The sequence below is a fragment of the Vibrio sp. FF145 genome, from assembly GCF_041439075.1.
In the GTDB taxonomy this organism is placed as follows: Bacteria; Pseudomonadota; Gammaproteobacteria; order Enterobacterales; family Vibrionaceae; genus Vibrio; species Vibrio tasmaniensis_A.
Genome location: NZ_JBGONH010000002.1, coordinates 112,909 through 132,223, shown reverse-complemented (window position 1 = coordinate 132,223; position 19,315 = coordinate 112,909). Strand labels below are relative to the sequence as shown.

At 44.2% G+C, this 19,315-nt stretch carries 13 protein-coding genes; 10 read left to right on the top strand and 3 right to left on the bottom strand.

Annotated features, from left to right (window positions below; genetic code table 11):
* Nucleotides 1-3: 3 nt before the first annotated feature.
* The 8 genes from ACED42_RS01620 to ACED42_RS01585 all read left to right on the top strand — a co-directional run bounded on the left by ACED42_RS01620 (nucleotide 4) and on the right by ACED42_RS01585 (nucleotide 12,788).
* The gene (locus ACED42_RS01620; protein WP_371701125.1) at nucleotides 4-2,235 is read left to right on the top strand and encodes a response regulator; all 2,232 of its coding nucleotides are present in this window, start codon (nucleotides 4-6) and stop codon (nucleotides 2,233-2,235) included.
* A complete protein-coding gene (locus tag ACED42_RS01615; RefSeq protein ID WP_371701124.1) occupies nucleotides 2,210-3,634 on the top strand; it encodes a TolC family protein in 1,425 nt (474 codons plus the stop codon). Before ACED42_RS01620 ends, ACED42_RS01615 begins: the two co-directional genes overlap by 26 nt.
* A complete protein-coding gene (locus ACED42_RS01610; RefSeq protein ID WP_371701122.1) occupies nucleotides 3,624-5,210 on the top strand; it encodes an ABC transporter transmembrane domain-containing protein in 1,587 nt (528 codons plus the stop codon). Before ACED42_RS01615 ends, ACED42_RS01610 begins: the two co-directional genes overlap by 11 nt.
* Complete coding sequence (locus tag ACED42_RS01605) at nucleotides 5,207-7,345, top strand: ATP-binding cassette domain-containing protein (protein WP_371701120.1); 2,139 nt, start codon at nucleotides 5,207-5,209, stop codon at nucleotides 7,343-7,345. The genes ACED42_RS01610 and ACED42_RS01605 overlap by 4 nt, the downstream gene beginning before the upstream one ends.
* Before the next feature lie 109 nt (nucleotides 7,346-7,454).
* A complete protein-coding gene (locus ACED42_RS01600) occupies nucleotides 7,455-7,829 on the top strand; it encodes a hypothetical protein (RefSeq protein ID WP_371701119.1) in 375 nt (124 codons plus the stop codon).
* A 215-nt stretch (nucleotides 7,830-8,044) separates the two neighbouring features.
* The gene (locus tag ACED42_RS01595; RefSeq protein WP_371701117.1) at nucleotides 8,045-11,248 is read left to right on the top strand and encodes a response regulator; all 3,204 of its coding nucleotides are present in this window, start codon (nucleotides 8,045-8,047) and stop codon (nucleotides 11,246-11,248) included.
* 9 nt (nucleotides 11,249-11,257) lie between these two features.
* Nucleotides 11,258-11,734, top strand: coding sequence for a hypothetical protein (locus ACED42_RS01590; RefSeq protein ID WP_009844970.1), 477 nt, complete (start codon nucleotides 11,258-11,260; stop codon nucleotides 11,732-11,734).
* Between the two features lies 1 nt (nucleotide 11,735).
* Nucleotides 11,736-12,788 (top strand): ABC sulfate transporter permease, encoded by a 1,053-nt coding sequence (locus tag ACED42_RS01585; protein ID WP_017099377.1) that lies wholly within the window; start codon nucleotides 11,736-11,738, stop codon nucleotides 12,786-12,788.
* Nucleotides 12,789-12,902: 114 nt separating this feature from the next.
* Here ACED42_RS01585 and ACED42_RS01580 read toward each other — a convergent pair whose 3' ends face one another.
* Both ACED42_RS01580 and ACED42_RS01575 read right to left on the bottom strand, forming a co-directional pair.
* Nucleotides 12,903-13,979, bottom strand: a complete 1,077-nt coding sequence (locus ACED42_RS01580) for a tetratricopeptide repeat protein (protein ID WP_371701115.1) — start codon at nucleotides 13,977-13,979, stop codon at nucleotides 12,903-12,905.
* A gap of 87 nt (nucleotides 13,980-14,066) precedes the next feature.
* Nucleotides 14,067-15,398, bottom strand: coding sequence for an anaerobic sulfatase maturase (locus ACED42_RS01575; RefSeq protein ID WP_371701114.1), 1,332 nt, complete (start codon nucleotides 15,396-15,398; stop codon nucleotides 14,067-14,069).
* A gap of 136 nt (nucleotides 15,399-15,534) precedes the next feature.
* On the opposite strand from ACED42_RS01575, the gene ACED42_RS01570 reads away from it, so the two are divergent.
* Both ACED42_RS01570 and ACED42_RS01565 read left to right on the top strand, forming a co-directional pair.
* The gene (locus tag ACED42_RS01570; RefSeq protein ID WP_371701112.1) at nucleotides 15,535-16,323 is read left to right on the top strand and encodes a formylglycine-generating enzyme family protein; all 789 of its coding nucleotides are present in this window, start codon (nucleotides 15,535-15,537) and stop codon (nucleotides 16,321-16,323) included.
* A 179-nt stretch (nucleotides 16,324-16,502) separates the two neighbouring features.
* Entirely contained in the window at nucleotides 16,503-18,185 is a 1,683-nt protein-coding gene (locus ACED42_RS01565) for an alkaline phosphatase family protein (protein ID WP_371701110.1), read from the top strand.
* Between the two features lie 204 nt (nucleotides 18,186-18,389).
* Here ACED42_RS01565 and ACED42_RS01560 read toward each other — a convergent pair whose 3' ends face one another.
* Nucleotides 18,390-19,295 carry a LysR family transcriptional regulator gene (locus tag ACED42_RS01560; RefSeq protein WP_009844964.1) on the bottom strand — a complete coding sequence of 302 codons (906 nt, stop codon included), beginning with the start codon at nucleotides 19,293-19,295 and terminating at the stop codon, nucleotides 18,390-18,392.
* Between the last annotated feature and the right edge of the window lie 20 nt (nucleotides 19,296-19,315).

Below are 19,315 nucleotides of genomic sequence, written 5' to 3'. Positions count from 1 at the left end.
TCAATGAGCGGAAAACCTTCGTACAATATTTCTGTACCCGCCCTGCGACTAAGCATATTGTTTAGCGTCGTACTGGCTGCGCTCGCTTTCTATTTATACTTTTCTTGGTCAAAAGTAGACTCAGTTGCACAAGTGCAAAGTGCCCCACTGCTCATACAAGCTCAGAAGCTTAATCAGACCATCGAACAAGATATTCAAACTCTGCAGCAGTGCTTAAGTACCGACACTTGTGGTACTAACGAATTCAATCTAGTTAACTTGAAGCGTGAAATAGATGAATTTAGGTCGCTAGCCTCTTTGAACAAAACTGAGTTCAGCTTGGTTGGCGCTACTGAATACACTCAACTTGAATTAGCGATTAACCGTTTCTCCGATAGCGCTAAAGCACGTGCCGATGTACTCGATTTATATCTCTCACTGACCAACAACTATCTGCAGATGGATGACAACTACCGCACCATGTTTAACAACCATGCGAGCGATTTGATGTCTGAGAAAAACGAGTTCTTCGTTTGGTTGTTTATGGTGGTCGTAATATTGGCCGTGATAACGGTTCTATCTAACGCTGTCGCCATGTTGAAATTGAAGAAATCCAGCTCTAACGAACGCGAAATCGACTATGAGTTCGATGCCCTCTATCAAGAGCTGAAACAACTCGACTTACAAAGACTCGAAGAGCTTCTGAATGAAGTGAGCATCAATCCGAAACAACGCCAGATCTACTCTCACCTCAAACTGATCTTCAGTAAATTGGAAGACCAAAAGCGCAATAACGATCTCTACAAACAGTTGTATGCACTGATCGGGTATGAGATTCGCGGTATCACCAACACCATCAACGGCGGTGTCCAATATCTGGTTCAAGAAACCGATGAAAACGGCGTATTGATGGCGAAGGATATTACCTCTGCGTGTAGTACCTTATCTGAGTTAGCAGAAAACTATAACCGATTGATTTCACAGGGTACGGAAAGCAAGTCGAAGGAATTCTCGCTACTAAGCGTGTTGTCTGAATTGATGATTCATATCAGCGCCAAAGTTCAGAGGAACGAAGGTCAACTCGACTGCTTTATCTCTGATAATTTGCCGAATCGAGTGGAGGGCCAATCCACCAGCTTGTTCTGGATATTGTTCCTGCAGCTTTCCAATGCCATTCAACTCAAATCAAATAAGAAGCTATTTGTGACGATTGAATCGGGTGCGGCGTCAGACATGGAAAATACCCGTGTCACCATCAACCTTAACTTCTTATCAACGCTGGATGTCTCTGTTGCCAAGCTCAATAAACTCCATTGGAGCGCACACAAAGACCATACAGCCAATACAGATGACTTAGCAAAAAGCGTTCTGAAAGATTACGGCTATTACGAGAGTCACTGGTTCCAGTCAGGGGCACAGGAACGTTTTCAGATCGAGCTTGATCTTAAAGCTAAGAATTTCCACACAGAGAAGACGCGCTTCGATGGCAAGCGTTTACTGCTGTGCGCCAATACTCAAATCCGTATCGATGTGATGAAGAAGATGCTCAGCAATTTGGGGCTCGACATCACCGAGATTCGCACTGCAAATGAGCTTTTCTCAGCGGCGAAAACATTCGGTGATTACGATGCGATTATGCTGACCGATACCTTTGAACCCAATAAGCTGCCGTCGTTGAGTAAAACGGTCAAATCTCAACTTAAGAACCACCCAAATACCAAGTTACTGTTGTCAGTGACCAACACTCAGCAAGCACAAGAGTGTCATAGCTTCGTCGACAAGATCATCAACGCCCCTGCTATCCCTTACGAGTTCATTCCAAACCTACTCACCATTATGGAAGCGGAAGCATCGGAAGAACAGATGGAGAACAGCTCATTCCTTATCGTTGAGGATGACCGAGTTCAGCAGATCTTACTGAAACGAATTCTTACCAAGCAAGAGTATGAACCAGACACCGTTGGCGATGGTGCCGATGCCGTGAAGCACTTCATGAATAAACGTTCTGACATCATCTTCATGGATTGCATCATGCCGGGTATGGGCGGCATCGAAGCAACAAAACGCATTCGCCAATTCGAACAAGAGAACGAGAAAAACCCTTGTACCATCATAGGGGCAACCGCATTGACCAGCAGTAACGAACACCAGGCTTGTATTGAAGCCGGAATGGATTACGTGATCAGCAAACCTTACAAAAGCGACCAAATCATCAAGGTGATCAACAAGTATGTGGCGGTACAGAAACTTAACTAGCAGCATTATGGCTGCGCTTGCATTCAGCACGATACCTTCAGCATCGGCGACGACCCTGCTTGAGGCGGTAGAACTCGGCCTGCAAAACAGCCTGTCTCTTCGCGCCAGTGATAAAGGTGTGGAAGAGAACGAATACAATATTGGGATCAGCCGATCTAAGTTTCTACCTTCGCTTAATGGCGCTGCCGATACCACATGGAATGAGAATGAAACCTTGTTATCAAGTGTGCCTGATGAAACTTCAAGCTATAACTCGAACAGCTATAGCCTTTCCCTTTCCCAATCGATATTCAATCTGGGTGATATTTTTAAATATGGAACGGCAAAACTCGACTTCAATATTGAAGAGATTAAACACGAGAACAAAATCCAGAGCACTATCTCTGAAATCGGCTCTCAATACTTCGAGTATTTGAAAAACAACGCACAGATAAAAGCGACCAAGGTCGAGCTTAAATCATCTGAGACGCGTGAACATCAGATGCGACGAAACGTAGAGTTAGGCAACACAGCCGCCAGTGAACTGTACGAAGTTATCGCTCAAAAAGAAGGTGTGTCGAATCGGTTGAGAACCTTACAAAAAGATCGTCGCGTCATTCTCAACGGGCTCTCAATTCAGATTCAATACCCTATCACTCCGTCGCAAGATATATACGAAAGCGTGCCATTAAAAGAGATTAGCGAAAGCGAACAACGCTCAATCATGGATCAAGCATTAAAGCTCAACAACGACTTGTTAGTGGCGAAGAAAAACGTCGAGAGAAGCCGTAGAAGCTTAAAAGAGAGCGGTACAAACTTCTTGCCTACCGTGTCGCTTTCAGCCAGCTATCGTCACGATGACGCCAATAACTACGATAAAACCGACATCACAGCGACAGGCGAAAGCAACTCAACTAGCGTTGGCTTGAACCTAGCCTTGCCTATCTTGTCGGGTGGCTCTGATTACTACGGATATCAAAAATCCTCGACGGCGATTGAACGTACCGAGCTGCTTTATCAAGACTCGCTTTACACCACGCGCAACAGCGTGAACACCTCTGTGCTCAACATCAACGATTTTTCGCAATCTATAAGCAGTTACGAGAACATCATTCGCGCCAACTATGCCTCTTACAAAGGCATTCAAAGGGCATACCAGTTAGGCACCCGTACGATCACCGATTTGCTTGCCGCAGAAAGTAAGCTCTTCAGCGCCTTAAGAGATTATGAAAGCGCACGATACGACTACATCATCGAAACCATCAAGCTTGAGCAAGTTAAGGGCGTGCTCTCGATTCAATCGATAGAAAGCATCATGCAATTGATGAGTGATATCGAAGGACGAAACAATCAAGAATTAGTGCCGAAACACCTTCTCTCAACTGAGTCGTTGAAAACAGGAGGTCGTAATGCAAACTGAGCAGTTTTCTCAAAAGATCAATATGGCAGATAAGTGTTATCTGACTTTCTCTACGATAATTTCCACTCTATTTGGCTTGGTACTGCCCTTCTCTATACTCATCATTTTCGACCGAGTATTACCCAACCAAGCACAAGATACGTTGTTCTTATTATTCGCGATTATCTTGATTTCTATCTTCCTCGACTACCACCTGAAAAATCAGGAAGAAAAGATTTCCTCTGTCATCATGAGGCAGTTTGAGACCAACTTAACCAACAAGGTCTTCCAATCAATCTGTTTGGCTGAAATCTCTAAATTTCGCCGCTTAGAACCGGGCGAATACCTCGAACGAATCTCAACCATTCCTGAGCTGAAAACCTTCTTTGGTGGGGAATCGGTTCGAGCGCTGATCAACCTTGCCGTCAGCGTCATAACCATCCTCATCATCGGCCTTATCAACATATGGGCTGGCGTGACGCTTCTGATTGCCTCGCTCATTTTAGCTATTTTCGCTTGGAGCCTTTCTAAGCAAAAGATTGGAAGCTTACAAAACAAGTCCGATATAGAGGGATTAACGACGTCCAAGATCATTGAAATCATTTCTAGCCCGCTGGATATCAAAGCACGAAACATGGAATACCGCGTTGAAAGCCTGATGACACAAATGGTCGAGGAACGTGAAGTTGAAAACATCAAATACGAACAGATTGAATCGAATTTTGGCTTGATCTTAGCGCTCATCCAACAACTCTCAATTGCTTGTGTTGTGGTGGTCTTGGCAACAGCCGTGATCAATATGGAGTCAAGCCAAGGCATCATGGCCGCGATAATCATGCTGACCAACCGTTACTTTGCGCCCTACCAACAAGTGATGCGTACCGCGAGCCGTTGGGAACTAAACAAACTCCATATCCAACGTATCGCTGATCTCCTTGAATTAGCAGCCTCTGTCGAGCACCAACATGAAACAACAGAAGTAGAACGTATTTCGGTTAAGTATTCTGAAAAGCAGCGTATCGAGTTCGAACTCGGACAAGCCTATTTGCTGACAGGGAAAAGTGGCTCCGGTAAGACCCACCTCGCTAACTGTATTACGCGTCAGAACAGTGATAGCAAACTCGATATCATGATTAACGACACGCCTTTGGATGACATCAATTACAACGTTTGGCGTAACAGTGTATTGATGGTCGACAAGACAAGTTCTTTCGTAGAAGGAACGATTATCGATAACCTCACCTGTTTCCGCCCAAGCTTGAATAACACTGCTTTCGCCTTATGTGAAACCATGAACATCAAGGCGCAAATTGACGGACTTCCTGCTGGTTTTTATACGGAACTCAAAGGGCATATGCGCAATCCATTCTCTCGCCAAGTGGGATATGCTCTGTTATTAGTCAGAGCCCTGCTCGCCAGTAAACGTGTATTAATATTCGACGATATAGATTGTGTCTTTGATGAGGAATTTGCGCGCGTCGTGCTGACCAGTACCGCCTATCGTGCCAATGACAAAATCTTAATCATCGCCAGCAATAAGATGGATAAACTTAACCACCGCCTCAAACGCGTAAAACTTACCGGAGGTGACCAATGAGTATCCTAGTAGACTTCAATAATGTGCCGCAACGTGTTTTGGATTTTGAATCTAGTGGATACGACGAACGTTACAGTCAATCGCCACTTATTCGTGGTTTGGCCTACACCTTGATAGCACTCGAATGGGAAGGCACGCCCGCTATACTCAGCGATGCTTTTATTCCAAAACCCAAAGACGGCGATAGCTTTACAGCAACCATAGAGCGCCTTGGATACCGCTGTGATGTGACCAAACTAAAGACACTCGAGAATATCGATAAATATCCTCACCCGTGCTTTATTGAGATAGAAAACCTCAGTGCCATCTTCTTAGGGACAAAAGATGGGAAGTTGCTGCTGTTTGATTACACGAACAACAACACCATTGAATACCCAATGTGTAAAAAGCCCTGCTTGCTGATTTCTATTAGCGAGTACTCTCGTCTGTTCCGCGAACCACCTCCGGAATCGCAAGACAGAAGCAATTGGATAAAATACGCTTTCTATCGTTACAACAATGAACTTAAAAGCCTGATCATTCTGAGCTTCGTCATCAGTATTCTCGGTGCATTGCAGCCATTCTTCATCATGAGTGTCTATAACTTCGCACTGACTTCGAGTTCTGAGGCGACACTGTATTGGTTAACCTTATTCGCCATTATTGTTGGCTTCTCGGAGTATTTCTTTAAAAAGATGCGGGTAAATATCATTGCCACGTCCGGTAAAGACCTCGCCGTGCACATCTCGCAAGCCGTTATATCTAAGCTGCTGTGGCTACCTTATGCGATGACATCCACTGCTGGGGTCTCTTCTCAGTTAGCTCGCTTGAAAGATATCGACACGTTCCGACGCTTAGTGACTGCAGAATCAACGCTTAGCTATTTTGATATGCCGTTTGTTATTGTATTCATCATTGCGATAGCCCTAATGTCTGGCACCGCTGCACTTGTGGTGATGGGCGGCTTAATATTGATGTTGGTGTTCTGTGTTTACTCTCGTTACATCTACTCACAAGCCACATCTAAAAGCTCTCGCGCCAATGCGATGGTCTCTTATCAATGGAATGAAATCCTTCGTGGTATCAAGACCATTCAGGGTTTGCCTTTGTTGCGCGTGGTTCAATCTCGTTTTAGTGCCTCCCATATGCAAAGCACCAGTGATGCGGAGAATGTCGCTGTAACCAACAGTAAAATTCAGGCTGCAGGTGGTAGTTTGATTCAGGTGATTGGTACTGCAAGTATCGTGACCGCAGTAATCGGAGTCATGGAAGGCACTTCTGATGCGGGTGCGATGCTTGCAACCGTTATTCTCGTTTGGAAAGCACTAGGCCCGATCATGGGGATCTATAACTCAATTTCTAAGTTTCAATCCATCAAGGCGTCATCGGCACAGATAAACAATTTAATGTCGATGAATGACGACAAGCTAACGCTAGAAAAAAGCCCGCCTATTCGGCTGTTCCAAGGAAATATTGTGGGCAGTGGTGTCAGCCACCGTTACACAGGGGCAGCAACAGGGTTAACCAACCTTGGTTTCAAGATACCTCCCAGTGCAAAAGTCGTCATATGTGGCCCGACTGGCTGTGGAAAAACCACGCTCATTTCAATCATGGCTGGTTTAGAAGATCGTTATCAGGGCGCGGTGTCTGTCGATGGCTATAACATTAAGCAATTCAACAGTTATCGCTATCGCACGTCGATTAACTACATCCCTTTCAATTTGCACATTTTCGAAGGTTCTTTGGAGACCAATTTCATTTTACACAATGGATTGATTCCGACAGAGAAAATGCAGGAGATGGTGAGCTTCTTCGAGCTAGACGAATGGCTGCCAGAAGGCTTGGCGACTCAATTGAGTGTCGATAAGTGCAAAGGTCTTCCCAATGGCATTCAACAAAAGCTGCGTTTGGCACTTGGTTTAGGCAACTGTGAGCAATCTCTGATAATCATTGATGAACCGTTCAACGGGGCTGAAAATGAAAACGCCCAGTATTTTAACCGCCTGTTCAGCGATAAGTTGCTGAATAAAACCGTCATTTTTTCGACCAATGATCCCGGTTTGATCGCTACTTCCAATATGAGTTTGGTTCTAGAACCTGATGGCAACTTGAAATATTTTGGCTTAACAGACAAATACTTAAACAGCTTGAGTTAAACACGACGATGCTTATTCACAAATTACTTGGTAGATAAATGGATGTAATTGACAAAAACATAAGTGAGAGAGATGATTCGCTCTAAAATCACCGATAAAAAGGAAGCAAATGTACACATTCGTTGCAGACAAGCTTGATGTAGCCTACTTATCCGCAATTCCTGAAAAACATCAACTTCAGGGCTGCGATGTGCCTGAAGAGGAAATCGAACTTCGAGAGATCATAGAAGTTTGGTATGAGTGTGCCTTTCTACCCGCTTTCAATCTTCAGAAAATCGATATCGAGAACAAAGCTGAGTTAACCGTCGTACAATCAAATGTTCTGAGCAACGATACGCGTACGCTCGCTTTCCTACTCAAAAACAGAGTGTACCGCGCTGCACTGAACAGAGTGCTCGGTGTTTGGGCGCTAGAACCTTCTGCAAAAACGGTGTTAGAGCAACTTCTATTTGAACTAAGTCTCGATAAAAATCACCCTAATTAACTCGCTTTTTAAGATACTCATCAATAAGCATCAAAATCAAACCGACCGCCAAACGCTATAAATTGCTAGCAAGAGAAGCTATTTCAAAATAAGCTGTGGAATCACAAGAACTTATACCCCTCCCACACTTCCATTAAATTTACAGTTTCAAAGTTTCCATATCAGCATTTTTATTCTACTGTTTTTATATAAAACCAGTTGGATGGATCCTTAATATGTCGACACTTACGGTCTGGAATAACCTTTCAGTTAAACATAAACTCTTTGGCTTAGTTCTACTACCGATCTCATTGCTCCTTTTCTTAGCCGGTAGACAAGCTTACTTTCTGACGACGCAGTTAAACGATTTTGAGCGAACCAATCAGTTAGCAATTTACCTTGAAGATATCTCTGTCTTGTATCGAAGTACTTTGGCCCCAAACACTGAAGAGTTCGTTAATCGAAGTGCTAAGGTAAATGCCGAGCTCAAAGCACTTTCACCCAGCATATTTCTAAACAGTTCCGAAGAAGTGAACCAACTGCTGGCCGACTTCAGTGAGGCAACCTTGTCGACTATGAAAACGACCGACAGTTTCGATAAGCTGGATGCGATTGAATGGCAAAGTGACTTGTACCAACAATTGTTGCTAGCCATTGAGAAAGTCCCTTTTGATATCACCAAGCGTGAGATTCAACAGCACCTCACCGCCTTGCATCAACTAGAGTGGTTGATGTTTTGGTCAAATGAAGAATTTAAGCTCAGCGCTTCACTCTTCGATATTTACCAAAATCATCAAGAGTATGATTCTGAACTAGCCGAGTTGGTTGAAAGCCTCAATGCTAGGCAAGTTTTGTTCTTAGAAAGATTTGTATCCTTGAATGCCAATACACATCAAGTTTCACTCATGATTGAAGTGTTTAAAGATGAGGCTTTTATGAAAAGCCAAGAGATACGTCACGCACTTCATAGTTCATCCACAATAAGCGCATTGACTCCACAAGAGATCACTACCGGACTCAATGCGATGAGTGCTCGCCTAAGCCTGTTGCAGAATTTAGGTGACGTGATCAAACAAGAGTTCCAAGCCGAAGTAGCTCAAGCGATCTCAGATGCTCAAACAGAAAGAACGCTATTTATCTCCATCGTCACGTTGCTTGCAGCAACTGTTATGGGATTAACCCTCAGTTTAGCGAAACAAGTCACCAACAATCTTGGGCTAGTTCTTAGGTTCTTAAAAAGTGAAAACGATGATACCCGCCCTTCTTTGGACAAACTGATTCAAGGCAAAGACGAACTCAGCCTATTTGCTCAGCAAGTAGAGCGACTCACCATCGAACGAGAACATGCAAAAGAGAAGTTAACGATAGCGAAAGAAGACGCAGAGCGAGCTAAAGAAGACGCCGAAGAAGCCAAAGACCACGCAATACAAGCTAGCAAAGCGAAAAGTAGCTTCTTGGCCAATATGTCTCATGAAATTCGAACCCCACTGAATGGCGTTATCGGAATTTCGGAGATTCTGTCAGACACACCACTTACACCAACACAACGTGATTATGTAGATACGATCGAGACCTCATCCCAACTACTGCTAAGCCTCATAAACGACATCTTAGACTTCTCTAAGATTGAATCTGGCATGCTATTAATCAGCCCGCATTCGGCATCGATTAGAGAATCCATTTACGACATCGCATCTATTGTCGCGCCAAAAGCTAAAGAGCAAAAGATATCAGTGAACGTTGATATCAGCCCAGACACACCTGCACGCGTGATGATCGATGATCACCGATTAAGACAGATCTTGATGAACTTTATGTCGAACGCGGTGAAGTTCACAGCAGAAGGTGGCGTTACCCTGTCAATTCAAACGCTAAACAAAGCAGAAAACAATGTCACCCTAAGGTTTTCTGTGCGAGACACGGGGATTGGTATCGATAAACAGCAACAGAAACAGATATTCGAACCGTTCGCTCAAGAAGATGATTCAACGACCAGACAATTCGGTGGTACTGGTCTTGGCCTTGCGATCAGTACTCAGCTTGTTGAACTTATGGGTGGTCAGATCCAACTCGACTCCGTCAAAGGTGAAGGCAGTTGTTTCTACTTCGATCTAGAATTACCCATTGATTTAATGTTGCCAAAACCAAGCACAGCAACCGCCGACATTTATATTCTAGGTAACGCGAACATGCTCTCTAAACGAATAGAATGGGACCTTAACCTCTATGGTTTAGAAATAACCCAACGAACGAGAGATACAGTTGAGCTTACACAACAACTCACGATTCAAAAGCACACTAACCCAATCACAGTTGTCTTTGCTGAAGATGACACATTCCAAGCCAGTGACTATACCAGTGACTTAGATAAGCTCCACCAAAACGGCATCACTATCTGCTTGATTCGATCATTTTTGAGCGAGCCGGCTGACATCGGCAATTGTGTTACGGCTCAAGTATCACAGCCCCTACTCGGTTTACGTTTGATTAAAGCGGTTGAGCTCTGTGATACACAAGGTCGGGTTGAGCTTTCAGAGGCGAGCCAACCTTCTCTAGAGATACAACACAAAATTCTGATCGTCGAAGACAACAAGGTCAACCAAAAAATTGCCGGGCTTCATGTTGGTAAAAGTGGTTTTGAATTCGAGTTTGCGAATAATGGCCAGGAAGCCGTGGACATGTTCAGATCGAACCCTCACTACGCAGCAATACTCATGGACTGCATGATGCCGGTTATGGATGGCTTTGAAGCGACAAGTAATATTCGCCGCGTTGAAAAAGAGACCAATGCCACGCGTCGTATCCCTATCATTGCCCTGACCGCCAGTGTTATTGATGACGATATTCAAAGGTGTTTCGACGTGGGCATGGATGACTATGTGCCAAAGCCATTCAAATTTGAAATGTTAAAAGAAAAAGTACTTGCCGCCGTTGAAGCAATGCCACTTCCTGTTGCCTACAAAACTAAATCTACGAAAAAACCCGCGACCGTAACGCCGATTCTTAATGCTGCAGCTAAACGGACTGTGCCAGAGGAAAGAGAACAAAACCCGGTTCCGAGCAAATCTGAAAGAATACTGCTCGTCGAAGACAATCGAGTTAACCAAAAAGTCGCTTCGGTCATGCTAACAAGGGCTGGTTACGCTTTTGAAATTGCAGAGAATGGTCAAATTGCCGTTGATATGTACCAAAACGACAGTAGTTTCGACATTATACTAATGGATTGCATGATGCCCGTTATGGACGGTTTCACAGCAACTAAGGAGATTCGGGAGCATGAGAAAAACCTAGGCTTAAGCAAAACTCCTATCATCGCGCTAACCGCCAGTGTTATCGATGATGACATTCAAAAGTGCTTTGATTCAGGCATGGATGGATACGTAGCGAAGCCCGTAAGAAAAGAAAAGCTATTCCATCAAATAGAAAGTGCGACTTGTTAGGAGAAACCCATGGATTGGATTAAAACAATAAAAACACTTCCACGCAGAGTCATATTGCCCGTCGCGGTAGGGCTGTTAGGAAACTTGCTTCTTCTCAGCCCAGCTCATGCCGCAGAAGATTACGCCATATTCTCTTTAGATTCAGGATTTGAAGAAATATCGATAAACAAAGCAAGGAAGCTGTATAGAGGAAAAACAAAACGACTCGATGGTAAACGTGTAGAACTTTCTGATTGGCCTGAAAACAGCAGCGAACGTGAAGTTTTTTACCAACAACTGCTTGGAAAAAACGCAGCTCAAATGAATGCCCATTGGGCGAGCTTATCCTTCTCTGGTAAGGCTCGTTATCCAAGAGAGATTAAATCGGCGTCCACCGAAACCTTGGTTGACTGGCTTGATGACAAGCCCAATCGAATTGGGTACGCCCCGCTCTCGACGCTCCCTGAAAATGCCAATGTTCTATACGTTATAAGCTCGGAGAAATAATATGAAAAAAATAATTACGTCAGTGCTATGTGCTTCAATTGCCTCTCCGGCTTTCGCTATTATTGAACTTACCGATAATTTTTCGTTAAGCGGATTTGGTTCTACTTCTTGGGCAACATCAGATAACGACTCCCCTTTAATCATCAACAATGGTTTTACCGATGAAAATTGTTATGACTGTGATACGACACTTGGAGTTCAACTCGATTACTTTTACAACTCATTTAAAGCTTCCGTACAAGTTGTCAAACCACCCCAATATGATTGGAGTGATCCTCAACTCGAGTGGGCTTACTTGGGCTATGAATTTAACGACTTCGATGTGAGTATTGGTCGATTACGACTGCCACTATTCCTTGCCTCTGAATACTATTATGTTGGCCAAGCCTATATGACGGCAAGACCACCGACAGAGGTGTATAACAGCGTTCTTGGTATTACCGCTTTCAACGGTGTCAAAGTGAGTTGGACTCATGATGTAACCGATGAAGCTACCCTACAACTCTCTCCATTTGTCGGAATCAAAGATAAGAATGAAGTAGAGTTCAATTCGACAACCGAGCTGGAATTCGAAACAAATCGAATGTTTGGTGCAAACCTTCAATTAAGTGGTGATAACTATCGTTGGAACTTATCTTTCCTTGATTCAAATTTCGATCAAACGACAAAAATTAAAAACGTTGGCACGCTTCCAACAGCAGACAACCAACACATCCAACTTTGGTCGCTAGGCGCTGAATATGAATTTGGCCAAGCGGTATTGGCGAGCGAAGGTCAAATCAGTGACGTTTCTTCATCCATGTACGCCAGCCTAGGTTACCATTTAGGAGCATTTACACCTTACGTAGTATACGGCGCGCAATTTAACGCCAATGAGCACTTAGAAGGGAATAGCTACTTAGTTGGTGTAGATTACGACTTGATGTCAAATATATCTATCAATGGTGAAATGCAATTCTTCGAAGCTCGTAGGTCAAACGGTGCCTTTATTGACGCCCCTAAAACCGATAAAGATGCATTGCTCTACACCATCATGTTGAGTTTTGTTTTTTAGCTCGAATTCAAATCGATGGTCACTTGCAGCAATTAAGATCCAAAAAAGCCAGTCGAATATTCGACTGGCTTTCTCAATAACGGTTTATCAGCTTACCATTAACCCATCTAAAGATTATGAGCTTGGCGCGACTCGTTTCTCTTTCAACTGTTCAATAACATAATCAGGAGCCACTTTACCTAGCTCACCCAAGCAATCATCTGTTTTTTCATTGCCATAGCGTACATAAATATCGCATACCGCGTATAACTGTTCTGGAGAGCCAGAGATCAAATACGCTTTCTCGAACGATTTAGTCGATTTGTCGATATCCAGCTCTTCTTGTAGTACCCCATTCAAGTACCAGTAGTAGCTGTTATCTTTTGCAAGTTCTGCTGCTACTTCAATCTCTTTGGCTGCTGCTGCCTTGTCTTCAAGGCGAACCAAAGTTAATGATTTAGAATAGTGCATCGCTGCATTGTCCGGCACGTTCTTCAAACCACGATCCAACACCTCGACCGCTTGTTGATCTTTATTCTGAGATCGGAAGTTATCCGCGTAGCTCAACCAAACTTGTGGGTCTCTGGGATGAGTGTTGATGAGCTCCAGATAAACAGTTTCCGCCTTATCCCACTCGTTGTGCCAGCGAAGAACATCAGCAAACAACAGTTGAAACTTTTCAGATTCTTGTGATTCCAAGAATGTTATTAACTCAGCGACAGGTTGTTCGATTTGTGCTTTCTGTTCTTTATCTAACGTATTGTAATCACGAACTAAGTTCGATGTTGCTGAATGACGAACCATAGAGTCTGTATCGCTCAGCAAAGGCGAAACTAACGCCCAACGATGCTCAAGTTGATATGGCGAAGAACCGATAATCGAAGCCTCACGAACTTCAGGGTTTTGATCTTTCAAACCTCTTGCCACCGCCACCAGCGCATTCTGGCTTGGGTATGAAGCAAGTTCTTGCAGTGCACCAGTACGATTTTCAACGGATTGATTCTGATCTTGAGCCATGTAAGACAACTGTTGAATTCGGGTTTGTGTGTCCGTCATTTCAAGCACTTGATTGATATTTTGTGCCGGTGCGTCAACGGTTTGTTGAACGCTATTGGCAGCCATTGCTGACGTTGAAATCAATGCAGACGTTGATATCAATGCGGACGTTGAAACCAATAAAGCAACAGCCGTCGCTAAACTCTTCTTCATCATAGTATTACCTTAAACTGGAGAACTTAGCCTGTCCTTAGACTCGTATCTGATTAAATTTATCTTGGACCTGTTGATCCAAAGAACGAGTTAAAACTTGGTCTCGAACATAGCTTGTTGCGCCTGTTTTGCTCGATGCGCCATCAATGCTGAGTCGCTGAATTTGCCGTGAGCAACCGGATGCCCCATCGCACGAGCAATATAAGCCATCGACTTGTCGACATGAGAAAAGAACTTATGCCAACCTGCACATAAGTAGTTCAAACCCGGTTCGCCTGCACGAGTTTTGATAAAGCGGTTCTTAGGGCACTCACCATGACAAGCAAACTTGTACTCACACTGCTGACATTGACTGGTCAGTGTGCGTGATTTAGCAAAACCAAACTTTTGCTGTGGTGCGCTGTACGCCAAGTCATCAAGCTTCTCGTGATGAATATTGCCAATCTTGTATTCAGGGTAAACATAGTGGTCGCATGAGAATACGTCGCCATTAGGCTCCATCGCGAGGCCTTTACCGCAGATTTCATTCAGAGTACAAAGCGGGTTAGGACGCCCTATCCATGTTTCTAAACTTGCTTCAAAATACTGAACGAACACTTTACCGATGTCGTTCTTCGCCCACTCATCAAATACAGAAATAAGGAAGTTACCCCAAGCCAAGTCCGACACACACCACGATTCCATAATCGAGTCTTTATGGCCGGGGATAAGGCGTTTGTCGCCTTGTTTGAGCTGCTCACTCACTTGAGACGTTTGTGGCGCAACCGTTCTAAAGGTTTTTTGCTCAACGATAGGGATAAACTGCATTTGCGGTGACTTCACCACATCACGTAGGAAGCGATACACCTCAAGTGCATTTTGACTGGTGAGGTTATTCACACAAGTCAGCGTTGCGAATTTCACTTGGTGTTTGTGCAGCAGTTCAACGGCCGCCATCACTTGTTTGAATGTACCACGGCCTGCTCTGTTGACACGATACGCGTTGTGTAGCATTTCAGGGCCATCAATACTCAAGCCGATTAGGAAATTGTTCTTTGCTAAGAATCGGCCCCAGTCGTCATTCAATAATGTGCCATTGGTTTGCAGATCGTTTGAAATCAACACCCCTTCAGGTCGGTGCTTTTTCTGTAGTTCAACCACTCTTTCAAAGTACGCTAAACCCAGCATGGTCGGTTCACCGCCCTGCCATGAGAAGATAATTTCAGGCGTATTTTGACCTTCGATGTATTGTCGGATGTAGGTTTCTAACGTCTCATCATCCATTCTTGGAGAACTGCCTTTCTTGTACTCCAACAAATCTTGCTTACTTAGGTAATAACAATATTTACAGTCAATGTTGCACGCTGCGCCAATTGGCTTAGCCATAACATGCAAGCGTTTAGACGCTTTACCATTGTATTGTGGACCTTGAGTAATGTGCATGATTTATCTACCTATCTTAGTGTCTGTAGCCATCATAATGCCTATTTCAATCAGTGGCATGTTATACCCTTTATAACCAATAGGAATGACCTTAAACGTTAAAATTGCCCTCTATTTCGAACATTCGAGGCACGTGATGAAATTTTTTAATTACAAACAAATAGCGGCGATCAGCAGCGTCACCATGACTATTTTCCTAAGCGGCTGTGCGAGCGTGCCTACACACCCCATCGCCCAACAAATTGACCAAGAAATGGTGCTAGTTGAAGGTGGTACATTCACCATGGGTTCGAACGATCCTGAAGCGACCAAAGCAGAACGACCAGCACGAGATATAACTGTAGATAGTTTCTACATTGCGAAGTTTGAGGTGACTCAAGAATTGTTCGAATCGGTGATGGGTTCATCTCTCAGTTATTTCCAAAACCCGCAAGTTCCGGTCAATAACCTAAGCTGGCAACAAGCGAACTATTTCGTTGAACAGTTGAACGAACTTACTGGTGAAGAATACCGCCTGCCGACTGAAGCTGAATGGGAGTTTGCAGCGAAGGGTGGCAACAAGAGCAAAGGCTATACTTACAGTGGTTCCAATAACTTAGATGATGTTGCGTGGTACTCAGCAAATTCAAAAAATAGAGCACATCCAGTCGGGCTAAAGAAGCCAAATGAACTAGGCTTATATGACATGACCGGAAACGTGGGTGAGTTTGTGATTGATGCCTTCGATGACACCTTCTACCGATTCGGTCCAACAGACAATCCTAACAACGCAAAACACAGCGACGTTGGTTTATCACATAAATCGGTTCGCGGTGGCAGCTTTGCTTATGACGAAAATGAATCTGAAAGTTACCGTCGTGATTTCGCAAGCCAATCGATCACTATGTCAGATATGGGGCTGCGTTTAGTTAGAGACACGAACTAGCTAAAGCTATGAGCTAGTTGAAGAATGAACTAACTAAAGATGCCAACGGTTATGAATCAACAATCTTCACAAGCAATACTAAAATACGACTTGCACTATACACACATTAGAAATTTGACACACGTTAGAAATCTGACCAAACGTTAGAACTCTGCGGCAACGCTGAATAAGGAACTTCTATGCAATACACCAAGCTTTCAGGACTTACACTCGCGTTACTCTGTGCCTTCCCTGTCTCAGCAGCAGAGAAGCCAAATCTAGTCCTTCAAATCACGGTAGATGGCCTGCGCGCAGATCTTATCGAACGATATAAGCACAACTTCGGTGAAGGTGGTTTCCGGTACTTAATGGATGATGGTACTTACTACACCAACGCGAACTATCAACATGGCAACACGGAAACGATCGTGGGCCATGTGTCGCTTGCAACCGGCGCTCCACCGAGCGTACACGGCATGGTAGGTAACGTTTGGTATGACCGTAGCGAAGAACGTTTGGTGTATAACGTAGAAGACGGTAACTACAAAATGTTGACCTCTGGTGCGGGTGTCGATAAAGCAACTGAGATCGACCCAACTCAGAAGACAGCACAAGGTGATGGGCGATCTCCAGAGCCTATACTTGCCACCACGTTTGGTGACGAGCTGACAATTTCCAATAGTGGCAAATCAAAAGTGTTCGGTGTATCCGTGAAAGACCGCGGTGCAATCTCATTAGCGGGACACAGTGGTAAAGCCTTCTGGTTCTCCAAAGCGCAATCTGAGTTTGTCACCAGCAACTATTACTACGACGAGTATCCAGATTGGGTATCACGTTGGAACGAGAAAGCGATTGCTGCAGAGTACTCGAAACAAAAATGGGAGCTCTCATTACCACGTGAAAACTACACGCTGCAAGAGCACGATACCGAACACAAAGTGAAACTCGGTGATTTCCAACGCACCTTCCCTCACCCTTATGGCCCCGCGAGTTACAAGTACTACAGCACAACGCTAACCGTTAGCCCGGCTGGCGATGAAATCACAGAAAACTTTGCAAGCACACTGTTGATGCAAGAGAAGCTAGGTCAAGGTGACGTGACCGATTACCTGTCTGTAAGTTTTTCATCAAACGACTACGTGGTGCACTTATACGGCCCTGAAAGCCTAGAAACAGAAGACAACCTAATTCGACTCGATAAGACGATCGCCAAGCTTCTTAAAACCGTTGATCACCAAGTCGGACTAAAGAATACACTAATTGTGTTGTCTGCCGACCACGGTGTACCTGAATCTTCACCTGCGGCAAATGCGCTTGGCTTCAATCAAGCTCAATACTTCAATAAAGACACACTGCTCTCGAGTGGCGTAGAGCAAAGGTTGAAGGATGAGTTTGGTTTATCCAAAGACGCAATACGCTTGTACGCACAGCCTTATATTTATCTGAATCACGATTTAATCGCAGAGAAGAAACTTGACCTAGCTAAAGTACAGGAAGCGATCGCCGATGAAATAGCGAAAGTGAAGGGAGTGGCGTTTGCCGTATCAAGCAGTGATATCGCGGCAAACCGAGTACCTGATACTCATGTAATGCAGCTCATTAAGAACAACTACCACCCAGCTCGTTCTGGCGATGTGTATGTGGTATTTGCTCCACGTAGCTACATTAACGACATGGAAGGCCTTCAAATAGCCTCGACTCATGGCTCGCCATGGAAGTACGATACACATGTCCCTGTCATCTTCGCAGGCTACGACGTTGAAGCTCAGAAAATCTCGCGTCCAGTCACGCCATACGACATTGCACCAACGCTTTCGAACAAACTGGGTATCACTCAACCAAGTGGTTCAATTGGAGAAGTTCTGCAAGAAATTACCGAATAATAGATGTCATTGAGGTTTCTTAGTTTTAATGTCGAAACCCACACCAAGTAAAAGAGCCACTTATCAATTCAGACTGACTCAGTCAAAACAGATAAGCGGCTCTTTTTGATTGCCTGTAGTTAGGTCGAAATCCAATCAACGTATGTCAGTGCTGGGAATAACGGCTATTCGCACAAACATTTTCCATTAATCGCCCTTTAGAGGCTAACTTGATATGTCTTTTGCTGCCGCTTTGATCTTAGCGCGCAACCACTTGTGGCTAGGTTCATTAGTGCGACTCGGGTGCCAAATCATACACATATCGAGGTCTTCCAATTCGAATGGTAGTGGTAGTGTTTTAACCGAGTACTTTTCAGAAAAACAACGCACCGATGACATAGGTAACACTCCGATGTAATCGGAGCCCTCAATAACTGGCAGCATCTCAACAACACCCGCAGCGCGATAGACTATTCTGCGCTTTTCAAGGTCACTGTAGTGTTCAGAACTCAATAAGCTTTTACGTGCATGCCAACGAGATACAACCACATGCTCAACTGATAGGAACTGCTCCATATCGATCGTATCACCAATCGTAGGATGGTCTTTGCGGCACACCACCACCAGTTCCTCTTTAGAGATCACCTCATGCTTGAGCATGGTTCTTCCTTTAGGTGTCATATCGATAATAACATCGTGTCTTTGAAGCCTTAAATCAGACTCGTAATCTTCCGTAAATAGAGGGTGAACTTCTAACGCGATACCAGGTGCAACTTGGCTGATTAACTGCATCACTCTTGGCATCATTTCGTAGCTCGCCGCCGAGACGCAGGCAATTGAATACACGCGCCCTGAAGTTTTGGGGTCGAAATCTCTTGATGCGGATAAGGTAGAAGTGAAATTTTTAAGCGCAGCGGCCATTGCCGGATAGATATCAATAGCGAATGTGGTTGGCTCTACGCCTGATGTGGTACGGTGAAACAGTGGCTCGTCATAGATATCTCGCAACCGTGCAAGCGCTTTGCTCACAGCAGGTTGGCTTATATCCATGCGATTAGCAGCCCTAGATAAGTTCTGCTCTTCATAGATAGCAACAAATATAGGAATTAAATTGAGTTCGGTGCTTTTCATACAGTTCCATATTAAAGAAG